Annotated in this window: 19 protein-coding genes; 14 read left to right on the forward strand and 5 right to left on the reverse strand. The window is 70.3% G+C overall.

What is annotated here, in order from left to right; all coding sequences use genetic code 11:
- Positions 1 to 2: 2 nt before the first annotated feature.
- Positions 3 to 1,535 (reverse strand): glycerol kinase GlpK, encoded by a 1,533-nt coding sequence (glpK, locus tag E3328_RS03845; RefSeq protein ID WP_135363299.1) that lies wholly within the window; start codon positions 1,533 to 1,535, stop codon positions 3 to 5.
- Between the two features lie 401 nt (positions 1,536 to 1,936).
- On the opposite strand from glpK, the gene glpA reads away from it, so the two are divergent.
- From glpA to E3328_RS03870, 4 genes are all read left to right on the forward strand, one after another.
- Positions 1,937 to 3,685 carry an anaerobic glycerol-3-phosphate dehydrogenase subunit GlpA gene (gene glpA, locus E3328_RS03850; protein WP_135363300.1) on the forward strand — a complete coding sequence of 583 codons (1,749 nt, stop codon included), beginning with the start codon at positions 1,937 to 1,939 and terminating at the stop codon, positions 3,683 to 3,685.
- Positions 3,675 to 4,988, forward strand: coding sequence for a glycerol-3-phosphate dehydrogenase subunit GlpB (gene glpB / locus E3328_RS03855; RefSeq protein ID WP_135363301.1), 1,314 nt, complete (start codon positions 3,675 to 3,677; stop codon positions 4,986 to 4,988). Before glpA ends, glpB begins: the two co-directional genes overlap by 11 nt.
- Before the next feature lie 212 nt (positions 4,989 to 5,200).
- Positions 5,201 to 6,526: an anaerobic glycerol-3-phosphate dehydrogenase subunit C gene (locus E3328_RS03865; protein ID WP_135364662.1), complete on the forward strand. Its 1,326-nt coding sequence runs from the start codon at positions 5,201 to 5,203 to the stop codon at positions 6,524 to 6,526.
- A gap of 49 nt (positions 6,527 to 6,575) precedes the next feature.
- On the forward strand, positions 6,576 to 6,794 hold the full coding sequence (locus E3328_RS03870) for a hypothetical protein (protein WP_135363302.1): 219 nt from the start codon (positions 6,576 to 6,578) through the stop codon (positions 6,792 to 6,794).
- 16 nt (positions 6,795 to 6,810) lie between these two features.
- Here E3328_RS03870 and E3328_RS03875 read toward each other — a convergent pair whose 3' ends face one another.
- A complete protein-coding gene (locus E3328_RS03875; RefSeq protein WP_135363303.1) occupies positions 6,811 to 7,254 on the reverse strand; it encodes a universal stress protein in 444 nt (147 codons plus the stop codon).
- 82 nt (positions 7,255 to 7,336) lie between these two features.
- Positions 7,337 to 10,033, reverse strand: coding sequence for a phosphoenolpyruvate carboxylase (gene ppc / locus E3328_RS03880; RefSeq protein ID WP_135363304.1), 2,697 nt, complete (start codon positions 10,031 to 10,033; stop codon positions 7,337 to 7,339).
- A gap of 298 nt (positions 10,034 to 10,331) precedes the next feature.
- Between ppc and E3328_RS03885 the strand changes: the two genes are divergently transcribed.
- From E3328_RS03885 to gfo6, 10 genes are all read left to right on the forward strand, one after another.
- Positions 10,332 to 11,132: an alpha/beta fold hydrolase gene (locus tag E3328_RS03885; RefSeq protein ID WP_135363305.1), complete on the forward strand. Its 801-nt coding sequence runs from the start codon at positions 10,332 to 10,334 to the stop codon at positions 11,130 to 11,132.
- Positions 11,125 to 12,684 (forward strand): AMP-binding protein, encoded by a 1,560-nt coding sequence (locus E3328_RS03890; RefSeq protein WP_135363306.1) that lies wholly within the window; start codon positions 11,125 to 11,127, stop codon positions 12,682 to 12,684. The genes E3328_RS03885 and E3328_RS03890 overlap by 8 nt, the downstream gene beginning before the upstream one ends.
- Positions 12,685 to 12,825: 141 nt before the next feature.
- Positions 12,826 to 13,536: a helix-turn-helix domain-containing protein gene (locus tag E3328_RS03895; RefSeq protein WP_135363307.1), complete on the forward strand. Its 711-nt coding sequence runs from the start codon at positions 12,826 to 12,828 to the stop codon at positions 13,534 to 13,536.
- A 125-nt stretch (positions 13,537 to 13,661) separates the two neighbouring features.
- Positions 13,662 to 15,146, forward strand: coding sequence for an ABC transporter substrate-binding protein (locus tag E3328_RS03900; RefSeq protein WP_135363308.1), 1,485 nt, complete (start codon positions 13,662 to 13,664; stop codon positions 15,144 to 15,146).
- 2 nt (positions 15,147 to 15,148) lie between these two features.
- On the forward strand, positions 15,149 to 16,021 hold the full coding sequence (locus tag E3328_RS03905) for an ABC transporter ATP-binding protein (RefSeq protein ID WP_135364663.1): 873 nt from the start codon (positions 15,149 to 15,151) through the stop codon (positions 16,019 to 16,021).
- A 31-nt stretch (positions 16,022 to 16,052) separates the two neighbouring features.
- Positions 16,053 to 16,751: an ABC transporter ATP-binding protein gene (locus E3328_RS03910; protein ID WP_135363309.1), complete on the forward strand. Its 699-nt coding sequence runs from the start codon at positions 16,053 to 16,055 to the stop codon at positions 16,749 to 16,751.
- 107 nt (positions 16,752 to 16,858) lie between these two features.
- Entirely contained in the window at positions 16,859 to 17,854 is a 996-nt protein-coding gene (locus tag E3328_RS03915; RefSeq protein WP_135364664.1) for a branched-chain amino acid ABC transporter permease, read from the forward strand.
- A gap of 199 nt (positions 17,855 to 18,053) precedes the next feature.
- Positions 18,054 to 19,145, forward strand: coding sequence for a branched-chain amino acid ABC transporter permease (locus E3328_RS03920; protein WP_246022876.1), 1,092 nt, complete (start codon positions 18,054 to 18,056; stop codon positions 19,143 to 19,145).
- A gap of 49 nt (positions 19,146 to 19,194) precedes the next feature.
- Positions 19,195 to 20,211 carry a 3-oxoacyl-ACP synthase gene (locus tag E3328_RS03925; protein WP_135363311.1) on the forward strand — a complete coding sequence of 339 codons (1,017 nt, stop codon included), beginning with the start codon at positions 19,195 to 19,197 and terminating at the stop codon, positions 20,209 to 20,211.
- A 111-nt stretch (positions 20,212 to 20,322) separates the two neighbouring features.
- Complete coding sequence (gfo6, locus tag E3328_RS03930) at positions 20,323 to 21,390, forward strand: D-xylose 1-dehydrogenase Gfo6 (RefSeq protein ID WP_167837291.1); 1,068 nt, start codon at positions 20,323 to 20,325, stop codon at positions 21,388 to 21,390.
- 61 nt (positions 21,391 to 21,451) lie between these two features.
- Here gfo6 and E3328_RS03935 read toward each other — a convergent pair whose 3' ends face one another.
- Positions 21,452 to 22,030 (reverse strand): hypothetical protein, encoded by a 579-nt coding sequence (locus E3328_RS03935; protein WP_135363313.1) that lies wholly within the window; start codon positions 22,028 to 22,030, stop codon positions 21,452 to 21,454.
- A 380-nt stretch (positions 22,031 to 22,410) separates the two neighbouring features.
- Entirely contained in the window at positions 22,411 to 23,151 is a 741-nt protein-coding gene (locus tag E3328_RS03940) for an HFX_2341 family transcriptional regulator domain-containing protein (protein ID WP_135363314.1), read from the reverse strand.
- Positions 23,152 to 23,185: the final 34 nt, after the last annotated feature.

The following is a 23,185-nucleotide window of genomic DNA, read 5'->3' on the forward strand; positions in this document are numbered from 1 at the left end:
GATCACTCCTCCCGCGCCCAGTCGAGCGAGCGCTCGACGGCGTCGTCCCAGCGGCCGTACATCCGGTCGGCCTCGTCGGCGTCCATCTCCGGGGTGAACTCCCGGTCGACCTGCCAGTTGTCGCGCAGCTCGTCGACGGAGTCCCAGTAGCCGACCGCGAGGCCGGCGGCGTAGGCCGACCCGAGCGCGGTCGTCTCGTCGACCTCCGGCCGGGCGATCTCCGTCTGGATGATGTCCGACTGGAGCTGACAGAGGAAGTTGTTCTTGACCGCGCCGCCGTCGACCCGGAGACTCGTCGTCTCGACGCCCGAGTCGGCCTCCATCGCCTCGGCGATGTCGCGGGTCTGGTAGGCGATGGATTCCAGCGTCGCCCGGACGATGTGCTCCTTCCGGGTGCCGCGGGTCATCCCGACGATGGTGCCGCGGGCGCGGCCGTCCCAGTGGGGCGCGCCCAGCCCGGTGAACGCCGGGACCATGTACACGCCGTCGGTCGAATCGACCGAGCGGGCCAGCTCGGCGGTCTGGGCGGCGTTGTTGATCAGGTCCACGTCCTCGAGCCACTCGATGGCGGCGCCGGTGATGAAGATCGACCCCTCGAGGGCGTACTGGACGGGCTCGCCGGACATCTGGAAGCCGATGGTCGTGAGCAGGCCGTGCTCAGAGGAGACCGCCTCGTCGCCGGTGTTCATGAGGTAGAACGAACCGGTGCCGTAGGTGTTCTTGGCGTCGCCGGCGTCGAAGCAGGTCTGGCCGAACAGGGCCGCCTGCTGGTCACCGAGCGCGCCCGCGACCGGGACCTCGGCGCCGAGGAAGCCGTCGGGGTCGGTCGACCCGTAGGTCGCCTCGTCGGAGGACGGCCGGACCTCGGGAAGCATCGACTCGGGCACGCCGAACTCCTCCAGGAGTTCGGGGTCCCAGCTGAGCCCCTCGATGTCGTAGAGCATCGTCCGCGAGGCGTTGGTCACGTCGGTGATGTGCTCGCCGGTGAGGTTGTAGATGAGCCAGGTGTCGATGGTGCCCATCCGGAGTTCGCCGGCGTCGGCGCGGTCGCGGACGCTCTCGCCGCGGGAGCTCTGGAGCTTCAGCGGCTCGGCGTTGTCGAGGATCCACTCGACCTTCGTGGCGGCGAAGTAGGCGTCGGCTTCCAGCCCGGTCTTCTCGCGGATCCACCCGACCTTGTCCTCCTCCTCCAGCTGCTCGACGCGGTCGGTGGTGCGGCGGTCCTGCCAGACGATGGCGTTGTGGACCGGCTTGCCCGTCTCCGCGTCCCACACGACGGTCGTCTCGCGCTGGTTCGTGATCCCGAGCGCCTCGAGCTGGCTCGCGTCGAGCCCGCCGTCGCGGAGGCCCCGCGTGACGACCTCCTGGGTGTTCTCCCAGATCTCGATGGGGTCGTGTTCGACCCACCCCGGCTCCGGATAGATCTGTTCGTGCTGTTCGTATGCGTTCGCGACGACCTGCCCCGCGTGGTCGAACACCATGAAGCGGGTGCCGGTCGTCCCCTGGTCGATCGCGCCGATGTACGTGTCTGCCATTGTCTGTCACCGTGTGGCGGGATGTTTACGTCTGACGCCGCCCTGTCGATAAACAATATTGGGAATCATTATAAATGTTACTGACGGTTGGGCGGGTCAGGGTGAGGTAAGCCCGTGATACCGGCCGTTCGTGTGCTCGCGTGCCCGTGTTCGGGAGAGATCGCGCTGCGCTCGCGGGCCGACGGCCGCGGGCCAGGGAGGTGTCCCCGTTCTATCGAGCGGTACGGACCGTCTACGGACAGTTTGGGCGGCTTTCCGCCGAGTACTGCGCCCGTTCGGGCGGATTCCCGGAGTCGGATCGGTGGGGCCGACGCGCCAGCAGCATGGTAAAACCATTTTATTTATCGAGGGTATCGGTTCGCCGGTGAAGTAAAGTGAGTGGGCGCCGAAGGTCCGGAGAGATGGCATCGACACCCCACATCGCGGTCCTCGGGGGCGGTTCGACGGGCAGCGGGGTCGCGCGCGACCTCGCGATGCGCGGGTTCGACGTGACGCTCGTCGAGCAGGGCAACCTCACGCACGGGACGACCGGGCGGATGCACGGGCTGCTCCACAGCGGGGGGCGCTACGCGGTGTCCGACCAGTCCAGCGCCCGCGAGTGTATCGAGGAGAACCGCGTCCTCCGGGACATCGCCGCCCACTGCGTCGAGGAGACCGGCGGCCTGTTCGTCAAGCGCCCCGAGGACTCCGAGGCGTACTTCCGGGAGAAGCTCGCGGGCTGCGAGGCCTGCGGGATCCCGGCCGAGGTGCTCTCCGGACGGGAGGCCCGCGCGATGGAACCCCACCTCGCCGAGGACATCGACAGGGCGATCCACGTCCCCGACGGCGCCGTCGACCCGTTCCGACTCGTCGTCGCCAACGCGGCCAGCGCCGTCGAACACGGCGCGCGCGTCGAGACCCACTCGGAGGTGACGGACCTGCTCGTCGAGGACGGCGAGGTCGTCGGCGTCGAGGTCGAACACGCCTCCGGCCCGGGCCTGCGCGTCCACGGCACCGAGGGCGGCCGCGAGGAGATCCGCGCCGACCACGTCGTCAACGCCACCGGCGCCTGGGCCGGGCAGATCGGCGACATGGCCGGCGTCGACATCGAGGTCCGCCCCTCCAAGGGCGTGATGACGATCATGAACGTCCGGCAGGTCGACACCGTGATCAATCGCTGTCGTCCCAAGGGCGACGCCGACATCGTCGTCCCCCACGAGACGACGGCCATCCTCGGGACGACCGACGAGGAAGTCGACGACCCCGAGGACTACCCGGAGGAGCAGTGGGAGGTCGACATGATGATCGACACCCTCTCGGAGCTGATCCCCATGCTCGAAGAGGCCCGGACCATCCGCTCCTTTTGGGGCGTCCGCCCGCTGTACGAGCCGCCGGACGTGGGCAGCGAGGACCCCACCGACATCACGCGGGACTTCTTCCTGCTCGACCACGACGACCGCGACGACCTGCCCGGCATGACCAGCATCGTCGGCGGCAAGTTCACCACCTACCGGATGATGGCCGAGCAAATTGCGGACCACGTCTGCGACCGTTTCGGCGTCGAAGCGGCCTGCCGCACCGCCGACGTGCCCCTCCCGGGCAGCGAGGACTTCGACGTGCTCCGCGATTACATGGACGAGTTCGGCCTCCAGTCGCCGATCGGCCGCCGCAGCGTCGAGCGGCTGGGCTCGCGGGCCGAGGCGGTGCTCGACACCGACGGGCCGAACCCGGTCGTCTGCAACTGCGAGGGCGTCACGCGCGCGGAGGTCCAGGACGCCATCGAGGGCTCGGGCTCGGACCTGAACGCCGTCCGCATCCGGACGCGGGCCACAATGGGCAACTGCCAGGGCGGCTTCTGTGCCCACCGGCTCGCCGGCGAACTGGAGGACAGCTACGACGAACCCACCGTGCGCGAGGCCTGGGACGAGCTCCTGCAGGAGCGCTGGAAGGGGCAGCGGCACGCCCTGTGGGGCCAGCAGCTCTCCCAGGCGATGCTCAACTACGCGCTGCACGCGACCACGCAGAACCGCGACCGCGACCCCGCCGACGCCGACGAGCCCGTCGACTTCGCGGCGTTCGACGACGGGCCGAGCGACGCGGTTGACGGCCACAGTGGCGGGAGCGCGGATGACACCGGCGTCGCGACCGACGGAGGGCGCGATGGCGATTGAGTCGGAGGTCGTCGTGGTCGGCGGCGGGCTCGCCGGCGGGTTCGCCGCCCTCGCGGCCGCCCGCGGAGGCGCGGACGTGCGGTTGCTCTCCTACAAACAGAGCACGCTCGCGCAGGCCTCCGGTCTCGTCGACGTGCTGGGGTACCCGCCGGACGGGGCCGCGAGCGACGGGGACGGCGGCCCCGTCGTCGACCCCTACGCGGCGATCCCCGACCTCCCGGACGACCACCCCTACCGGGCGGTCGGCGTCGACGGCGTCCGCGAGGCGATGGCGGTCTTCGACGAGGTGGCCGACCGCTATCGCGGCGCCCACACCGACCGCAACGCCCTGCTCCCCACGCACGGCGGGACGGTCAAACCGACGGCGCGATACCCAGCCGGGGCCGCCGCCGGCGTCGCCAGCGACGACCGCGACGCCCTGCTGGTCGGCTTCGAACGGCTGGTCGACTTCGACGCACCACACGCGGCCGTCCACCTCGAAAACGCGGGCGTCCCGTTCGAGGTGGAGGGCGCGACGGTGGCCTTCCCCGGCGATCTGGCCGCCGACGCGAAGGTGACCCGCTACGCGAAACTGCTCGACGAGGACGCGCCGGTCGAGACCCGGTCTGGCGGGCAGCGGCGCGCCCGCGACGCGCTCGCGGCCGCGGTCGAAACCCACCTCGGCGGCGCCGAGCGCGTCGGCTTCCCCGCGGTGCTGGGCGACGACGACCCCGGGGCCGTCCGCGAGTCCCTCGAATCGGCGCTGGGGGTCCCCGTCTTCGAGGTGCCGATGGGGCCGCCCTCGCTGCCGGGGCTCAGACTCGAAGACGACCTCTACGCGGCGCTGGACGCCGCCGGCGTCAGCATGGAGACGGGCAACCCCGTCGTCGACTACGAGCCCGACGGCGGGGCCGACGCCGCCGGGCGGGTCGCGTCGGTCTCGATCGACCGCAACGGGGCGAAGATCCCGTTCGCCGCCGACCAGTTCGTCCTCGCGACGGGCGGGCTGGTCGGGAAGGGGGTGGGATCGGACCGCGAGGGGGTCGAGGAGCCGGTCTTCGACTGCCACGTCCCACACGCGGCCGACCGCTACGAGTGGTTCGACACGGACGCCTTCGGCGACCACCCGTTCGCCCGCTTCGGCGTCCCGACCGACGGCGACCTGCGGCCGCTCGACGCCGACGGCGACCCCGAGTTCGGGAACCTCCGGGCCGCCGGCTCGGTGCTGGGCGGCTACGACTTCGCGGCGGAGAAGTCCGGCAGCGGCGTCTCCATCGCGACCGGACACGCGGCCGGCGCGGCCGCAGCGGAGGCGGTCCGATGAGCGACGAGCGGGCGGCCGACGGACCGGATCGCAGGGACCGGACGGACGGCGTGGATGAGGCCGACGGCGTAGACGAGACGGACGGCGTGGACGATACCGGCGGTGTAGCGGACGAGACGGACGACAGCGCGGGAGACGACTCCGATTCGGGACCGCCGCGCGTCCCGGACGGCGGCGCGGCGAGCGGCGGCGCGAGCGACACGACGGGACCTATGAGCGACACGGACCACACCAGCGACTTCGAACCGGCGGCACCGAACCCCGACGAGAACCACGAGCCGACACAGGTCTTCGGCGAGGCCGAGGAGTTCGACCTGCGGCCGGGCGCCGACTCCTGTTACAAGTGCTCGTCCTGCGACACCAGTTGCCCGGTCGCCGAGGTCGACGACGACTTCCCCGGGCCGAAGTTCCAGGGCCCCGAGCAGTGGCGGCTCACCCAGACCGACGAGGACTACGAGGTCGACGAGTCGGTCATGTCGTGTTCGAACTGCATGCGCTGCGACGACGCCTGCCCCTCCGGCGTCCCGCTCAGCCAGATGCACAACACGACGCGGGGCCGCTACGTCGACGAGCAGATGAGCAAGCTCTCCGTGGAGTACTGGCGCAACCGGATCCTCGCCAACTACCGCACGTCGGCCGCCCTCGCGAGCAAGGTCCCCCGGCTCGCGTCGTTCGCGATGAACTTCGGGCCGGCCCGCTGGGCCATGGAGAAGACGCTCGGCGTCACCAGCGAGCGCGACTTCCCGGAGTTCGCGACGGAGACGTTCACCGACTGGTGGCAGGCCCGCGGCGGCGCGCAGGTCCAGTCCGCCGACAAGCGGGTCGCGTACTTCCACGGCTGCTACGCCGAGTACAACACCCCCGAGGTGGCGAAGGCGCTCGTCCGGCTGTTCGAGCACTTCGGCTACCAGGTCGCCGTCCCCGAGCAGGGGTGTTCGGGCACGCCGATGTTCGCCAACGGGATGTTAGACGACGCCTGCCGCGACGCGGAGACCAACGTCGCGTCGCTGTCGGCGCTGGTCGAGGAGGGCTACGACGCCGTCTGTTCCTGTACCTCCTGCTCGATGAGCCTCCGCCAGGAGTACCCGGAGCTGTTCGACTTCGAGGGGACCGCCGAGGTCGCCGCGCACACCTACGAGGCCGTCGAGTACCTGCGGATCCACGAGGACCTGGCGGGCGCCGTCGCCGAGGCCGACGTGGACGGCGAACTCGCCGAGGAGTTCGCCTACCACGCGCCGTGTCACGCCCGCAACCAGGGGCTCGACCGCCAGGCCGTCGAACTGTTCCGGGAGCTGGACGGCGTCGACATCGAGGACGTGGGCGACTCCTGCTCGGGCATCTCGGGCACCTACGGCTGGAAGGAGGAGAAGTACGACTACTCGATGGAGATCGGCGAGGAGATGTTCGAGCACATGGAGTCGGCCGAAGGCGAGACGGGCATGACGGAGTGTCCCACCTGCGCGATGCAGATGGAGCACGGCACCGGCTACGAGGTCCGCCACCCGCTGGAACTGCTGGAAGCCGCGCTGGTGGAGTGAGGGCGGCGCTCTCGCCACTTTCTTGTCGGCCGACGTGTCTCTCGCGAACATGCCGGAGCGCACGCCGTCCGACCGGTCGGTTCCCGTCTACGCGAGCCGGACGGGGACGAACTTCCTGCTCGCCGTGCTCACCGTCACCGTCGCGGCCGGCTTCGCCGGCGCCGAGCCGGTCGTCCACGCGGTCCTCTACGGACTGCCCGCGCTGGCCGCGCTCGCCTGGGTGATACGACTCGGCGGGCGCGACGGCGGCGGGACGGGCGGTGACTGACGGCGGTCTCCGAAACTCACCCGCTCCGGACGAAGGTAACCGGACAGGGCGCTTCCAGCAGGACGGTCTGGGCGGTCGAGCCGAACACCGCTTTCCCGGAGGGACGGCGCTTGCGGCCGCCGACGAAGACGAGGTCCGCACCGGTCTCCTCCGCGAGCGCGACGACGCCCTCGCCCACGTCGCCGACCCGGCCGCGGACGGACACGTCGAGCCCGGCCTCGGAGAGGCGGTCCCGGAACGCCTGGACGGTCGTCTGCCGGGCGGCGACCGCGTCGGGTTCCGCGTCGTCACCGAAGCCCAGGCGGTCGCCCGCCTCGGCGAATCGCTCGCGGGAGAACACGTGTCCGAGGACGACCCCGGCGTCGGCCGGCCCCGCCACGTCGCTCACGGCGGTCACGACCGGGTCGGTACGCGCCTCGTCACCCGGGCCGACGGCGACGAGCACAGTGTCGAGTGTCATGCGCGGCGGTTCGCGGCGCCGACGCAAGCGCCTTTCGTCGGTTCATCCGCGGAGGAACCGGCGAACGGCGAGTAAGGGGGTCCTACCCGGTGTTCTTCATCCCGGCGGCGATGCCCTGCACCGTGAGCCGCAGGGTCCGCTCCTCGGCCTCGGTGAGGTGCGACTGGTCGAGCAGGCGCACCTGCAGGAGGTTGAGGGGGTCGACGTAGGGGTTGCGCCGGGCGAGGTTCTCGGCCAGCCACTCCCGCCGCAGGAGGCTGTCGCGGTCGGTGATCGTCTTCACCAGCTCGACCGCGGCCTCGTACTCCTCGCGGATGCGCGGGAAGAACGCCTCGCGGAGGTCGTCGGGCGCCAGGTCGGCGTAGCGCTCGGCGATCTCCATCTCCGAGCGGGCGAGCGCGAGCGCCGCGTTGTCAAGCGTCGTCTGGAAGAACAGCCACTCGTCGTACATCTCCCGCAGCGTCTCGACGTCGCCGCCCGAATCGAGGTAGGCCTGGATCCCGGTCGCCAGCGAGTACCAGCCCGGCAGGATACAGCGGGCCTGGGTCCAGGAGAACACCCACGGGATCGCCCGCAGGTCGTCGACGCTGCGGTCCTCCGAGCGGGAGGCCGGCCGCGACCCCATGTTGAGGTCCTCGATGACGGTGATCGGGGTGGCCGTCTCGAAGAAGTCGACGAACCCGTCGGATTCGAGCAGGTCGACGTACTCCTCGCGGGCGGCCTCGGCGGCCGTCTCCATGGCCTCGGCCCACTCCTCGGGCACGTCCTCGACGGGTTGCTCCATCGCGTTGTGCCGGGCGCGGATCTGGGCGTCGAGCATCTGTTCGAGGTTGCGCTCGGCGATTTTCGGGTTGGCGTACTTCTCGGAGATGGTCTCGCCCTGCTCGGTGAACTTGATCTGCCCCGAGACCGTCTCGTTGGGCAGGGCGAGCATCGCGTCGTTCATCGGACCGCCGCCCCGCGAGATGGAACCCCCGCGGCCGTGGAACAGCCGCATCTCCACGTCGTAGTCGTCGGTGATCGCGGCCAGCCGGCGCTGGTTGCGGAAGAGGCTCCAGTTCGCGGCGAGGAACCCGTTCTCCTTGTTCGAGTCGGAGTAGCCGAGCATGATCTCCTGGACGCCGCCGCGGGCCTCCAGCGCCTGCTGGTAGGCCTCGTTCTCGAACAGCGTGCCCATGATGCGGCGGGCGCCGTCGAGCGCGTACTTCGACTCCAGGAGCGGCACCACGTCCAGCCCGCAGTAGCCCGGCAGGTCGACGACGCCGGCCTGGTCGGCGAGGAAGAGCACTTCGAGGACGTGCGAGGGCTCCTCGCACCAGCTGATGCAGTAGGTGTCGATGGCGTCGACGCCGTAGTCGTCCTGCCACTCGGCGGTCTTCTCGAAGCGCCGGAGGACGCGGGCGGCCTCGTCGGACAGGCCCTCCCGGTCTTCGAGGTCGACCACGGGCTGGTCCTGCAGGATGGCCTCGGTGAGGAAGTCGACGCGCTCGTCCTCGTCCATCGACTCGTAGTCGATCCCGTCGCGGTCGACGGCCTCGGCGATCGCGTTCGTGTGTTTCGCGCGGTGGTCGCGCAGGTCGAGGCTGGCGAGGTTGAACCCGAACGTGTCGACCGTCCGGTAGAGGGGGTCGACGTGGGCCTCGGCGATGGCCTCGCCGCCGTTGGCCCGCAGGCTCTCGGCGATGGCCGCGATGTCGTCGAGGAACGCGCTCTCGTCGCCGTAGCCGCCGGGGCGCACGTCGTCGACGCGGAGGACGCGCTCGCGCATCAGCTTCAGCAGCTGCCGGTAGGGCTCGTCGGGGTAGCGCTCCCGGGCCGCCTCGGCCACGGCGGGCAGCCGCTCGCGGTTGTCGGCCAGCCGCTCGTCGAGGCGGTCGCCGGTGTCGATCCCCGCCGCGTCCTGGCTGAGGACGCCCGACAGCGTCTTCAGCCGGTCGCGGTACAGCGGGACCGCGACCGACTGCTGGCGGTCGAGCGTCTCCTCGGTCACCTCGGGCGTGACGAACGGGTTGCCGTCGCGGTCCGACCCGGCCCACGAGCGGAACTCGTAGAGCTTCGGCACGTCGACCTCGCCGTCGAACTCGTCGTCGACGGCCCGCTCCAGGGCGTCGTAGACCTCGCTGATGACCTCGAAGAGGACGTTCTCCAGGTACCACTGGACGTTCAGCGCCTCGTCGGTCACGTCCGGGCGGCGCTCGCGGACCTGCGCGGTCTGCCAGAGGCTCGTCACCTCGGCCTCCAGGTCCCGCTCCACCGCGGCCTGCTCGTCGCGGGTCAGCCGCACCTCGTCGAGCCGTTCGAGGTCGTTCGCGACCGACCGGAGCTTCGCCTTGACGGTCTTCCGGCGGGCCTCGGTCGGGTGGGCGGTGAACGTCGGCTGGATGAGCACGTCGTCGAGCACCCGCTCGACGGTCTCGGCGTCGAGGTCCCGCTCGGCGAGTTCCTCGACGGCGGCCCGGACGCTGTCCTCCAGCGTCCCCTCGTGGCTCCCCTCGCGGATCTCACGGACGCGCTGGCGCTCCTCGGCGAGGTTGATCAGCTCGAAGTAGGTCGTGAACGCCCGCGCGACCACGTCGCTCTCCTCCGGCGAGAGCCCGTCCAGCGTCTCGTGGATCGCCGCGCGGTCCTCGGCGTCGCCCCGGCGGTAGTCGACCGCCGCCGTCCGGATACGTTCGACTATCTCGAACGCGGAGTCGGACCGCTGCTCCCGGATTATCTCCCCGAGCAGCTCGCCCAGCTCCCGCACGTCCCGGTTGACCTCTCTGGCATGTAATTCCATAACAGTCCGTCTCAGGGCCACTCGTAAAACTCTAGCGGAATTCCGAATCCGTCAGGATCGTGTATGGGAAACCGGGCTTTCCCCTCCCGAACCCGGCCCACCGGGGCGATCCGGTCGGGAACTGGAACAGATCGAGTTCGGCTCTGACGAAAACACCGTTGCGTGGCGATCGAGCGCCGAGATACGTCGCCAGCGGCGTTTGAATCCAGCTATTTCGGTCTATCGGCGTTCGGGGAGCTGTCGCGGGGTTCACACGTGAACGTCCGGGTTGAAGGACGAGGGGTTCGATGACCCCGCCATGGCGTACGCGACCAACGACGGGACCCGGATCGCCTACGACGTGGCGGGGCCTGCCGACGCCGAGACGGTGACCTTCCTCGAGGGGCTGGCCTACGGGACCTGGATGTGGAACCGGCAGCGCGAGGGGCTCGACGACTACCGCACGGTCGTCATGGACAACCGGGGGACCGGCGACTCCGACGCGCCGGAGGGACCGTACACCGCCGCGGAGATGGCCGCCGACCTGGAGGCGGTCCTCGACGACGCGGGGATCGAGCGGACCCACCTGGTCGGCGCCAGCCTCGGCGGGATGATCGCCCAGCGCTACGCGCTCGACTACGACCGCGCCGAGTCGCTCGCGCTCCTCTGCACGACTCACGGCGGCGAGGAGTCCGTCCCCATCCCCGAGGAGACGCAGGCGCGGATGCTCTCGGTCCCCGAGGAGTACGGCCCCGCCGAGCGGATCCGCCACAAGATGCAACCGGCGTTCACCGACGAGTTCTGGGCGGAGAACGGGGACGTGGTCGAACAGATCGTCGACTGGCGGCTGGAGACCGACCCGTCGGAGGACGCCTACGAGTGGCAGAGCGCGGCCGCGGTCGGTTTCGACGCGAGCGACGAACTGGCGGCGATCGACGTGCCGACGCTCGTCCTCCACGGCACCGCCGACCGCGTGCTCCCGCCGGAGAACGGCCGCCTCCTGGCGGAACGGATCCCCGACGCGGAACTCGTCGAGGTCGAGGGCGGGTCGCACCTCTTTTTCGTCGAGCGCGACGAGCGCGTGACCGACGAACTCCGGGAGTTCGTGGCGGATGTCTGAGTGGGTCGGCGCCTGGAGCGAGAAGCGCGCCGCGCTCTCGCCCGACAGGGTCGGGCTCGTCGACGCCGCGACCGGGACCGAGTACACCTACGCCGACCTCGACAGCCGGGCCAACCGCTGCGCGCGACTCCTGGCCGACCACGGCGTCACGGCGGCGTCGAGCGACGCGCCCGCCGACGCGGGCGGTCGCGTCGCGGTCGTCTCCCGCAACCGCCCGGCGTACGTCGATCTCTTCTTCGCGACGGGCAAGACCGGCGGCGTCCTCGCCCCGCTGTCCCACCGGCTGGCCGCGCCGGAACTCGCCGACCTCCTGGCGACCGTCGACCCCGAACTCGTCGTCGTCGAGGAACCGTTCGCCGACCTCGTCGCCGACGCGGCCGAGAACGGGGCCTGGGACGCCGGCGGGCCGGTCCTGTCCCTGGCAGTCGACGACGAAGCCACCTGGGAGTCCTACGAGTCCGTCCTGCCCGCCGACGACTCGGCGTTCGACGGCCCCGCGGTCGACGCCGGCGACCCGCACCTGTTCCTCCACACTGGCGGGTCGACGGGAACGCCCAAGGAGACGGTGATCTCCCATGAGGCACTCGTCTGGAACTCGGTGAACACGATCACCGCGTGGGGGCTGCGGGACGACGACGTGACGCCGATGGTGTTCCCGATGTTCCACACCGGCGGGTGGAACGTCCTGACGCTCCCCCTGTTCCACATGGGCGGGGCGGTCGTCATCGACCGCGAGTTCGACCCCGGCCAGATCCTCGGGATCGTCGAGGAGCGGTCGGCTACCGTCCTCGTCGCGGTCCCCGCCGTGCTGCGGATGATGACCGAACACGACCGCTGGGCGGAGACGGATCTGTCCTCGCTGCGGTTCGTCAAGTCCGGGGGCGGTCCCTGCCGCGAGTCGGTCATGGAGGCGTGGTGGGACCGCGGCGTCGACCTCTCGCAGGGGTACGGGCTGACGGAGTGCGGTCCCAACAACTTCGCGATGCCCGACGACTGGCCCCGGGAGAAGGCCCACACCGTCGGCGTGGCGAACATACACGTCGACGCGCGCGTCGTCGACGACGGCGGCGAGGAACTCCCCGCCGGCGAGATCGGCGAACTCCAGCTGCGGTCTCCCCACGCGGCGGACGGGTACTGGTCGTCGCCGGAGGAGAGCGCCGAGACCTTCGGCGAGTGGGTGTCGACCGGCGACCTGGCCCGCGTCGACGACGAGGGCTACGTCTCCATCGAGGGCCGCAAGAAGAACATGTTCGTCAGCGGCGGCGAGAACGTCTACCCCGCCGAGGTCGAGGACGCCGTCGTCGACCACCCGGCCGTCGCCGACGCCGTCGTGATCCCGGTCCCCGACGAGCAGTGGGGCCAGGTCGGGAAGGCCGTCATCGAACCCGCGGACGGCGACCGAGAACTGACCCTCGACGACCTCCGGGCGTTCCTCGACGGCCGGCTGGCCCGGTTCAAACATCCCCGCCACCTCGCGTTCGTCGACGAACTCCCCACGAGCGGCCCCGACAAGATCGACCGCGAGGCCGTCGCCGACGAGTTCGGCGAGTAGCGGCCGTTCCGCGTCGGACCGCGCCCCGGTTCGCGGTCCGCGGCCGCCGGGTAGGGTTCGGCTACCCCGATCGATGCCTTCGAGGGTAGAATCATTTATGTTCGTGAGGGAAGTCGGTTCGAGGAAAGGGGTGTTCCGCACGTGATCGACATCTCGATGGACATGGAGCAGTACGACTGCCCGTTCATCGACACGACGGCGGACCACGGGGTCGCGTTCTCGGCGGTCCACTGGGAGTTCGACCAGTCCCGGCGGGCGCTGGAGACGCGGATGGTCGTCGAGGGGGGCGACCGCGGCCAGCTCACCGACGGGCTCGACGCGCTCCGCGAGCACGGCAACATGCACGACTACGCGCTGTTGAGCCGGCGCGAGGACGTGGCCCACATCAGGACGGTCATCGACGAGACGGCGGCGATGGAGACCATCCGGGACAACGACGGCTACATCACCGGGCCGTTCTACATCGAGGACGGCAGCGAGGTGTGGCACGTCGGCTTCGACCGCGCGCGCCAGGCCGACGACACGCTCGCCGAGCTCGAACGGGACAACGAGTTCGACGTGGTCGAGCGGTCGGACACGACGCTGCCGGACCTCCAGCAGCTGGTCCAGAACGCCGGCGCCGCGATGACGCTCGTCCAGGGCTGCGAGGAGCTGTCCGAGACCGAGCGGGAGACCCTGGAGACGGCCGTCTCCTCGGGCTACTTCGAGTCGCCCCGCGACGCCACCCTCGGGACGCTGGCCGACGAGTTCGACGTGTCCAAGCCCGCCGTCTCCAAGAACCTCCGCAGGGGCCAGCGCAAGATGATCGAACGGGTCGTCGACGCGCTCGACGACCTCGACGAGACGGACTGACGCGCCGGTTTTCGCGGTCGGGTGAGACACCGTTCTATCGCCCGGAACCCCCGTTTCGCCCGAACCCGCTCGTTAACATGTGAACCCGGACGGATATGGCCGTGAGGGGAGTATCACAAACTATCATGCGAGAGCATATCACGCGGAGACGGGCGCTGAAGTCGCTGGGTGTCGCCGGCGCCGCGGCGCTGGCCGGCTGTTCCGACGGCGGCGGCACGCCGACCGACGACGCCGGGGACGGCGACACCGGCGGCGACGGAAACGGGAACGGCGACGGGGCTGGTGGCGACGGCGGAGACGGCGGCGACACGGCGACCGACTCAGGCATGAACGGAACGGCGACGGGCACGGCGAGCAGCGTATCGGGCGAGGTGACCATCGGCGTCCTCCAGCCGATGTCGGGGAACCTGGCGTACTACGGCCAGCAGGGCCTGTGGGGGTTCCTCTCCGGGCTGGCCTACAAGGCCGGCGCGGACCCGGCCGGGCAGGTCGGCACCGGCGAGACGACCGTGACGGTGGGCGACGTGGACTACCGGCTGCTGGTCCGGGACACGGAGTTCGCGGCGGACCCGGCCCAGTCGGCGGCCACGTCGCTGGTCCGCGACGACGGCGTCGACATGCTGTTCGGCTGTTCGTCATCGTCGGCGGCCGAGCGGGTCATCGGCCAGGTCGTCACGCAGGCGCAGGTGCCCTACGTGGCCGGGCCGGCCGCCTCGGCGGCGATCACGTCGAACGGCGACTACTGCAGCGACCTGGTCTTCAGGGCGAGCGAGAACACGGCGATGGACGCCCGCTCGGGCGGGCGCTACGTCGCCAACGAGACGGACGTGTCGCGGGTGTACCTGTTCGGCGCCGACTACAGCTTCGGCCGCGCCGTCGTCAACAACTACGAGACCGTCCTGCGGGACAACGGCGTCGAGATCATCGACAAGCGCTTCGTCGAGCGGGGCTACGCCGAGTGGGACGGCCTGCTCGACAACGCAGAGGAGGCCGGCGCCGAGGGCATCGTCGGCGGGTTCACCGTCACGACGCTCCCGAACCTGTTCAGCTCGTTCCTCTCCGGGGACTACTCCTACCGGGCGTTCGGCGGGTTCGCGACCCAGATCACCAACCAGGTCGTCGGCAACACGATGGAGTCGGTCCTCGGGTCGCCGCTGACTCGGGAGAAGATCGAGGGCTCGCAACTCGGCCCGTTCACGACGCGGTACCACTGGAACCAGTACGACAACGAGATCAACGACGCCTTCGTCGACAGCTACACGAGCACCTACGGCGTCGTCCCCGATCTGTTCACCTCGGGGACGTTCACGGCCGCCTCGGCCATCCACCAGGCCGTCCAGACCTCGGGCTCGACGGAGGGCGCCGACATCGCGGGCGCGCTGAAGGGCATGACCGTCGCCGACACGCCGAAGGGCGAGGACGGCTACACCTTCCAGGAGTACAACAACCAGGCCCGCTCGGAGATGACGGTCGCGAGCCCGGTCCCGACGAGCGACGAGTGGGCCGACAGCTGGGACGCCTCGATCATGCCCGGCGAGCCGCAGGCCCGCATCTCCGGCGAGAACGCCACTATCCCGGCCGACAGCTCGGACATGAACTGCTCGCTGTGAGTATGCTGCGGACGAACGGCCTCACGAAGGAGTTCGGCGGCCTCACCGCCGTCGACGACGTGGACTTCGAGCTGGGCGACGAGCTGTGCTCGCTCATCGGCCCCAACGGCGCCGGCAAGACGACGTTCTTCGACCTGCTGACCGGCGCGCTCGAACCCACCCGCGGAACGATAGAGCTGCGCCGCGGCGGGAGCGTCGGCGCAGATGATGGCGACGCCGGCGGGAGCGCCGCAGCCGGCGGCGCTGTCGGCGAGTGGGTCGACGTGACCGACGCCTCGCCCGACGAGACGGCGGCGATGGGGGTCCACCGCTCGTACCAGATCACGAACGTCTTCCCGACGCTGTCGGTGCTGGAGAACGTCCGGATCGCCGCGCAGGCGGCCGGCGACGACGCCGCGACCTTCTGGCGGAACGTCGACGCCTACGACGAGTACGTCGCGGAGGCCCGCGGGATCCTCGACCGGGTGGGACTGGCGGACCGGGCCGACGACCTGGCGGAGAACCTCAGCCACGGCGCGAGCCGCCAGCTGGAGGTCGCCGTCGCGCTGGCGGGCGACCCCGACGTGCTCCTGCTGGACGAACCGAACGCCGGGGTCTCCTCCGAGAGCGTCGACGACATCGTCGCGCTCATCGAGGACGTGGCCGCGGACCACGCCGTCCTGCTGGTCGAGCACAACATGGACATCGTCATGGAGGTCTCCGACCGCGTGGTCGTCCTCAACCAGGGCGCGGTCATCGCCGACGGCGAACCCGAGGCGGTCCGGGAGGACCCCGCCGTCCAGGAGGCGTACCTCGGCGGCTACGAACCGGGCGACCTCGACCGCCGCGAGGACGGGACCTCGACCGACCCCGACGACACGGAGGGAGTCGCGTGAGCGTGCCCCGACCGCTCGGGCGGTGGTTCGCGTGACGCTCCTCGAACTCGCCGGCGTGGAGACGTACTACGGCGAGAGTCACGTGCTGGAGGGCGTCACGCTCTCGGTCGAGGAGGGCGAGGTGGTCGCGCTGGTCGGGCGCAACGGCGTCGGCAAGACGACGACGCTGCGGTCGGTGCTCCAGCTGACCCCGCCCCGCGAGGGAACCGTCGAGTACCGCGGCGAGGAACTTGTCGGCCTCGAAACCCACGAGGTCGCCGAGCGCGGCGTCGGCTGGATCCCCGAGGACCGGCGGGTCTTCTCGCAGCTCACCGTCGCCGAGAACGTCCGCGTCGCGGTGCCGGACGGCGCCGACGCTGGCGAACGGGTCGCGCGGGTCTACGACACGTTCCCGATCCTCGAAGCGCGCCGAGACCAGGAGGCGGGGACGCTGTCGGGCGGCCAGCAGCAGATGCTCGCGCTCGCCCGCGGGCTCGTCGGCGACAACGACCTCCTGCTGGTCGACGAGCCCAGCGAGGGGCTGGCGCCGCAGATCGTCGCCGACGTGGCCGAGGCGCTGGCCGACGCGGCGACCGAGACCACCCTCCTGCTCGTCGAGCAGAACCTCCCGCTGGCGCTCGATCTCGCCGACCGCTTCTACGTCCTCGACAAGGGGCGGGTCGTCGACGACGGCGACACCGCCGACGTGTCCGCCGACGACGAACGGCTCAGGAGGTACCTCTCGGCATGACCGGGGGCGCACTCCTTCCGGCCGCCGCGAACCCCGGAATCGCGCCGTCCCTCGCCGATCCCGCCGTCGCTTCGGCCCTCCGCACGCTCTCGACGGCGCCGCTCCAGATGGGCTTCGGCGAGGGCCTCCGGCAGTTCCTCGGGCCGGACACGCTCGCGAGCGTGGTCGTCGAGGGGCTGGCGAAGTCGGCCATCTACGTGATGATCGCCAGCGGGCTGACGCTCATCTTCGGGCTGATGGGCGTGCTCAACTTCGCGCACGGCTCGCTGACGATGATCGGCGCCTACCTCGCCGGCCTCGTCATGGTCACGCTCGTCGGCAGCGCCACGGGCGCGTGGACGCGACTGGCGCTGTTTTTCGTCGCGCTCGTCGCCGTCTTCGCCGCGCTCGCGCTGCTGGGCGGGGTCATGGAGGTCGGACTGATCCGCCAGCTGTACGACCGGCCGCCGATCTACCAGATCCTCCTGACCTTCGGGCTGACGCTCGTGCTGGAGGAGATCGTCCGGATCGTCGTCCTGTTCTACGGGCTCCAGCCCATCTCGGAGTGGCGCGCCGCCCTCGGCACGCGGCCGGCGATGCTCTCGGCCGAGCACTCGCTCGGGCCGCTGTCCGTTCGCGGCCTCGCACTCTTCGAGATCGCGCTCGGCGCGGCGACCGTGGTGGGCATCTGGGCCTTCCTCACGCGGACCCGCTACGGACTGTACATCCGCGCGGGCAGCGAGGACGCCGAGATGGCCGAGGCGCTGGGGATCGACGTGCGCCGCGTGTTCACCGTCGTCTTCGCGCTCGGCGCCGGGGTGGCCGGCGCCGCCGGCGCGCTGCTGATGTGGGACCCGGTCTGGGGCGCCAACGTCCCGCTGGCGGCCGAGACGCTGCTGCCGGCGTTCGTCGTCGTCATCATCGGCGGCCTGGGCACCTTCCGCGGGACCGTCGCCGGGGCCGTCGTCGTCGGAATGGCCGACGCGACGACGACCTGGTGGTTCCAGAACGTCGCCGTCACCTGGACCTGGCTGCCCGAGATCACCGTCTTCCTCATCCTCGTCGGGATGCTGATCGTCAAACCGCAGGGGCTGTTCGGCGTCGAGGAGGTGGGCGGCCATTAGCTCCGTCACCCGCTGGGTCGGCGACCGCGAGTTCGCCTGGCCCGTCGAACACCTCCGCAGCCAGCAGGTCCACCTCGCTGTCATCCTCGCCCTCGTCGCCTACCCCGGGATCTACCACCTGCTGACGACCTTCCCGTTCCCCGTCTTCCGCTCGGCCATCCACAGCTTCGCCGTCGCCGTCCTGCCGCGGGTCGACTCCATGGTCGCCGTCCTCTACTTCGCGCTCTTTGCCATGTCGTTCGACTTCATCAGCGGCTACACCGGCTACCTCTCCTTCGGCCACGCGGCCTTCTACGGTACCGGTGCCTACGCCGTCATCCTGATCGCCAACGGCAAGGTCCCGCTGCTGCCCGCGGGGACGCCGTTCATGGTCTCCCTGCTGGTCGCGGCCGTCCTCGCCGGCCTGCTGGCGGTCGCCATCGGGCTGGTCTCCTTCCGGCTCTCCGGCGTCTACTTCGCGATGATCACGCTCGGGTTCGCGCAGGTGCTGTACGTGTTCGTCCGCGGCTGGGACTACGTGGCGAGCAACCCGCGCGACGGCCCCGCCGTCGGCTCGACCCACCCCGAGGGCTTCGAGATCGGGATCCCATTCGTCGACCAGTTGAACCTCGCCATCGGCACGTTCTCCGGCGACACGGTGACGCTTTTGGGCCACGAACTCGGCACCTACACCGTCTCGTTCTACATGGTCGGGCTGGTCGCGCTGGTCTCCTACTTCGCGATGCAGCGGATCGTCCACTCCCCGTTCGGGCGCGTGATGATCGCCATCCGCGAGAACGAGGAGCGCGCGAGGGCGATCGGCTACGACACGTTCCGCTACAAGCTCGGGGCGTTCGTCATCAGCGGCTTCTTCGGCGGCGTCGCGGGGGCGCTGTACGCCGGGTTCGCCCGGTCGGTCACGCCGGAGAGCACGTTCTACTTCCTGACGACCGGCGACGCGCTGCTGGCGAGCATCATCGGCGGGTTCGGCACGCTCGCCGGGCCGCTGTACGGCCACCTGTTCGACCACTCGATCCGCGAGTTCCTCTCGAACACGGGCCAGGGCGGCGGCCTGCTCCCGTTCCTCCGGGAGACGCTACCCGAGGGCGTCCTCTCGGCGGAACTGCTCGGCGGGCTCACCGTCGAGGGGTTCATCGGCGCGGCGCTGAACGGCCACGCCGCCCTCTACGTCGGGATCGTGTTCGTCCTGTTCGTCCTCTACGTCCCCAGCGGGCTCGTGGGAACGCTGCGGAGCTACCTCGGCGGCCCCGTCGCCGAGCGACTGCCCGCGAAACTGTGGGGCGAGCGATGAGTCAGGACAGTCGCGCGGCGCGACTGGCCCCGACCGCCGGAGGTGAGCGATGACGGTCCACCTCACCGGGATCGGGACGGCGCTGCCCGACGAGACCGTCGGCGGCGCCGACATCGCCGAGCGGTCGGGGATCCCCCGCGAGGTGGTCGTCGAGAAGATGGGCGTCCGTCGCAAGCACGTCTGCCGGAACGGTGACGAGCAGCCCAGCGACCTCTGCGTCGCGGCCGCGGAGGAGGCGCTGGCCGACGCCGACTGCGACCCCGCGGAACTCGACGCCGTCCGCTACCACGGCAGCGAGTTCAAAGACTACGTCGTCTGGAGCCTCGCCGCCGACGTGGCCGAGCGGATCGGCGCGACCGACGCCTACGCCGCCGAGAGCTACGCCCTCTGCGCCGGCGCGCCGGTCGCCGTCCGGGAGACGAAATCGCAACTCGCGGCCGATTCCGTCGACCGGGTGCTGCTGGTCGCGGCCAGCCGGGAGGAGGACCTGGTCGACTACGGCGACCCCGACACCTCCTTCACGTTCAACTTCGGCAGCGGCGCCTCGGCGATGGTGCTCGAACGCGACGCGCCCGACCGGGCGCTCGCGACCGTCCGCGAGAGCGCCGCCCTGACCGACGGCAGCTTCTCGCGGGACGTGGTGATGCCCGCCGGCGGGACCCGCCACCCGCCCTCCCACGACACCGTCGACGCCGGGATGCACTCGCTGCGGGTCCCCGACCACGAGACGATGAAAGAGCGGCTGGCCGAGGTGAGCCTCGCGAACTTCCTCGACGTGGCCGACACGGCGCTCGACCGGTCCGGGCTCGACCGCTCGGACCTGGATTTCGCGGCGATCACCCACATGAAGCGGTCGTTCCACGCCCACCTCTGCGACGAGCTCGGCCTCGGCGAGCGCGAACAGTACTACCTCGACGACTACGGGCACGTCCAGAGCGTCGACCAGGCGCTGGTGACCGCCGAGGCCCGGTCGCGCGGGTGGCTCTCGGCCGGCGACACGGTTCTCTTTCTCGCCGCGGGCACCGGCTACACCTGGGCGGCCACCGCCCTGGAGTGGCGGGACTGACCGCGTCGAACGACTCGTTCGGCCGTCCGGAATTACCGAACCGAACGGCTCACGCGGCCGGTCTCGGCCGCCTTCGCATCACTTATGCCGGTCGCGTGCGCGCACTCGTCCATGGAACTACAGGAGTACCTCGACGACTTCACGGAGCGCGACTGGCCCCAGGCCGACGACGGGAAAGTGCGGTTCGCGATGGTCGGGCTCGGCTGGTGGACGATGGAGTTCGCCATCCCCGCCACCGAGGAGCTCGACCACCTGGAGACGACGGTCGTCGTCTCCTCGACGACCGAGAAGGCCGAGGGCGTCGCCGAGGACCACGAGACCATCGAGCACGGACTCACCTACGACGAGTTCACCGACGGCGAGGCGACCGACGCCTACGACGCCGTCTACATCGCGACGCCCAACGCCCTGCACCTGCCCTACGTCGAGGCGGCCGCCGAGTTCGGCAAGGACATCCTCTGCGAGAAGCCCCTGGAGGCCAACACCGAGCGCGCCGAGCAGCTGGTTGAGGCCGCCGAGGACGTGACGCTCGGCGTCGAGTACCGGATGCACGTCCAGCCCGCCGTCCGGATGATGCGCAAGCTCGTCGACGCGGGCTTCATCGGCGACGTGGCGATGGTCCACGGGAACATGTCCCAGCCCCTGCTGGAGATCAACGACAACTACGACCAGTGGCGGCTCAACCCCGACATGGCCGGGCCGGGCGCCTCGGTCACGGACCTGGGCATCTACTCCGTCAACACGACCCGGTTCGTCATCGACGAGGACCCCGTCGCCGTCACCGCGACGGACTGGTCGGGCCACGAGGCGTTCGACGAGGTGCCCGACGAGCGGGCCGCCTTCACCGTCGAGTTCCCCGACGGCGTCGTCGCCGCCTGCACGGCCAGCCAGAACACCCAGGAGACGAGCAACCTCCGGGTCATCGGCACCGAGGGCGAACTCCTGCTCGAAGACGCCTTCCTCTCGGGCGACCGCGAGCTGACGATCACCCGCGGCGAGACGACGATCACCACCGAGTTCGACGGCATCGAGGAGACCCGCCGCTCGCTGGGCTACTTCGGCGACCACATTCTGACGGGCACTCCTATCCTCGGCGACGGCGAGCACGGGCTCGTCGACCAGCGCGCTATCGACGCCATCTACGAGGCCGCCGAGTCCGGCGAGCGCGTCGAGCTGTAGCCGCTTCTCCGCGGTTTCTCCGCTCGGACGCGTCGACCAGTCGCGACACCCGTCGGGCGACCTACTCGGAGGACGCGAGTCCGAACAGCCCCGCGTAGACGAGCCCGATCGACCCGCCGAGGGTGACGTTGTAGCCCCAGCTGAAGACCCACAGGCCGCCGCCCACTACCCAGGCGACGCCGATCGACGACAGAAACGAGACCAGACCGATAGCGAGGGGGACCAGGGCGCCTGTCGGCCCCTCCCGGTAGCGAAGGGAGCCGACAGTTCCACCGACGGCGAGCGACAGGATCGGGAGGTCGGCGGGCTGATACCCTCGCGCGGCGAGGGGTGACGCTTCCAGCGGGACGCGCATCCCGGTGTGCAACGGACCGTACCAGGGCCACGCCAGCCACGTACCGAGACAGAGCAGCGCGCATCCGAGGAGCGTCCAGGCCGTCAGCAGAGCGCGGCGGCGGCCCGGCGCGAGCCGGAGCCGCCGACCGAGCAGCCACGCGGCCGGAAACACTCCCCACCAGACCACCGTCGCCGTCGCACCGCGATTTGACGACGCGAGCGCGACCAGCGCGACGCCGACCGTCCAGAGGCCGCCGAGCCACTGGACCGGCGTGCCCGTCGGGGTCCGCTCGCCGTCGGTCATGCGAACCGTGCTTGTTCCGAGCGGCCGAAAAAGGGTACCGGTCGGTCGCCAGTCGGTGAAATCGGTCGAAGCAGGAGTGGGGCGACCGGAGGCGGTCGCCCCGTGTCAGAGGCACAGGTGGATCGGTTGGCGGGCGATGCGACAGCGGCGCAGTCGGGGGCGGCGTCGGGCCGAAGCGCCAGCGGGTGGGGACCTGACAGGGCGACGCGGGGTCCGTCGCACCCACCGAACTGCGCGCACTTGCAGGTAGACGGAACGGGTTTGTAGTTTCTATCTCGGTACCGTCTATTGTATCGATACTACTCATACTATCGTTACTCGCTATACCCCAGTTACTCTATCGAGCGTCGATACGGTGCGACCGAACGGGACCGTCCGAATCAGAGCTTGTGCCGGAAGGCGTGGAGGACGTTCTGGCCGGTCTCGGTGAGGCGGATCTGTTTCTGGCGGCCGACGCGCTCGACCTCGATGTAGCCGTCGTCGACGAGCGGGTCGATGACGTTGGCGTTGAGCAGCGCGAACTTCGCCTTGTCGTTGGCGGGGTCGGCGTCGGCGATGAAGGACAGTTCCTCCGCCTCGGCGTGTTCGATGAGGTCGGACTTCTTGGCGGTGTAGGTGTCGGTGTTGGTCTCCTCCAGGAAGGCGAGCATGGCGACCTGGTCGCGGGAGACGGCCTCGATGGGGTAGGAGGGGAGCACCTCGTCGTCGCGCATGCCGCGGGTGCGGGGGTTCTCCTCCAGGTCGGGGACGTGCTCCTCGGCGCGGACGTAGTAGGCGGTGGCGTCGGTGGCCATGCAGGCGATGGCGCTCCCGATGGCGGCGAGTTTCCCGCCGCTGGAGACGTTGACGCGCACCACGTCCTGCTCGTGGTCGGCGGCGACGGTCGTCACGACCGCGAGCACGTCGTACAGGTCCGAAAGGGCCGTCTCCCGGAAGCGGATGGTCCGCCCGTCGCTCTCCAGCTCCTCCACGAGCGCCTCCTGGTAGGGGGTCAGCGGGGTGTGTTCGCCGTCGGCCGCGAGCAGGTAGACCACGTCCGCGTCGTGTTTGCGGAGCGGCCGGAGGATCCGGTCGTGCTCGTACCCCAGCGGCACGACGTGGACTTCGTCGATGGTTCGCATGCCAGGGAGCGCGAGCGCCCCCGACGAGAACGTT

Source organism: Halosimplex halophilum, assembly GCF_004698125.1.
GTDB lineage: Archaea > Halobacteriota > Halobacteria > Halobacteriales > Haloarculaceae > Halosimplex > Halosimplex halophilum.

Excerpts from the sequence above, each read along its gene's own strand:
- glpK (WP_135363299.1), bottom strand. The coding sequence starts at position 1,535 with ATGGCAGACACGTACATCGGCGCGATCGACCAGGGGACGACCGGCACC.
- glpA (WP_135363300.1), top strand. The coding sequence starts at position 1,937 with ATGGCATCGACACCCCACATCGCGGTCCTCGGGGGCGGTTCGACGGGC.
- glpB (WP_135363301.1), top strand. The coding sequence starts at position 3,675 with ATGGCGATTGAGTCGGAGGTCGTCGTGGTCGGCGGCGGGCTCGCCGGC.
- E3328_RS03865 (WP_135364662.1), top strand. The coding sequence starts at position 5,201 with ATGAGCGACACGGACCACACCAGCGACTTCGAACCGGCGGCACCGAAC.
- E3328_RS03870 (WP_135363302.1), top strand. The coding sequence starts at position 6,576 with ATGCCGGAGCGCACGCCGTCCGACCGGTCGGTTCCCGTCTACGCGAGC.
- E3328_RS03875 (WP_135363303.1), bottom strand. The coding sequence starts at position 7,254 with ATGACACTCGACACTGTGCTCGTCGCCGTCGGCCCGGGTGACGAGGCG.
- ppc (WP_135363304.1), bottom strand. The coding sequence starts at position 10,033 with ATGGAATTACATGCCAGAGAGGTCAACCGGGACGTGCGGGAGCTGGGC.
- E3328_RS03885 (WP_135363305.1), top strand. The coding sequence starts at position 10,332 with ATGGCGTACGCGACCAACGACGGGACCCGGATCGCCTACGACGTGGCG.
- E3328_RS03890 (WP_135363306.1), top strand. The coding sequence starts at position 11,125 with ATGTCTGAGTGGGTCGGCGCCTGGAGCGAGAAGCGCGCCGCGCTCTCG.
- E3328_RS03900 (WP_135363308.1), top strand. The coding sequence starts at position 13,662 with ATGCGAGAGCATATCACGCGGAGACGGGCGCTGAAGTCGCTGGGTGTC.
- E3328_RS03905 (WP_135364663.1), top strand. The coding sequence starts at position 15,149 with ATGCTGCGGACGAACGGCCTCACGAAGGAGTTCGGCGGCCTCACCGCC.
- E3328_RS03915 (WP_135364664.1), top strand. The coding sequence starts at position 16,859 with ATGGGCTTCGGCGAGGGCCTCCGGCAGTTCCTCGGGCCGGACACGCTC.
- E3328_RS03920 (WP_246022876.1), top strand. The coding sequence starts at position 18,054 with ATGGTCGCCGTCCTCTACTTCGCGCTCTTTGCCATGTCGTTCGACTTC.
- E3328_RS03925 (WP_135363311.1), top strand. The coding sequence starts at position 19,195 with ATGACGGTCCACCTCACCGGGATCGGGACGGCGCTGCCCGACGAGACC.
- gfo6 (WP_167837291.1), top strand. The coding sequence starts at position 20,323 with ATGGAACTACAGGAGTACCTCGACGACTTCACGGAGCGCGACTGGCCC.
- E3328_RS03935 (WP_135363313.1), bottom strand. The coding sequence starts at position 22,030 with ATGACCGACGGCGAGCGGACCCCGACGGGCACGCCGGTCCAGTGGCTC.
- E3328_RS03940 (WP_135363314.1), bottom strand. The coding sequence starts at position 23,151 with ATGCGAACCATCGACGAAGTCCACGTCGTGCCGCTGGGGTACGAGCAC.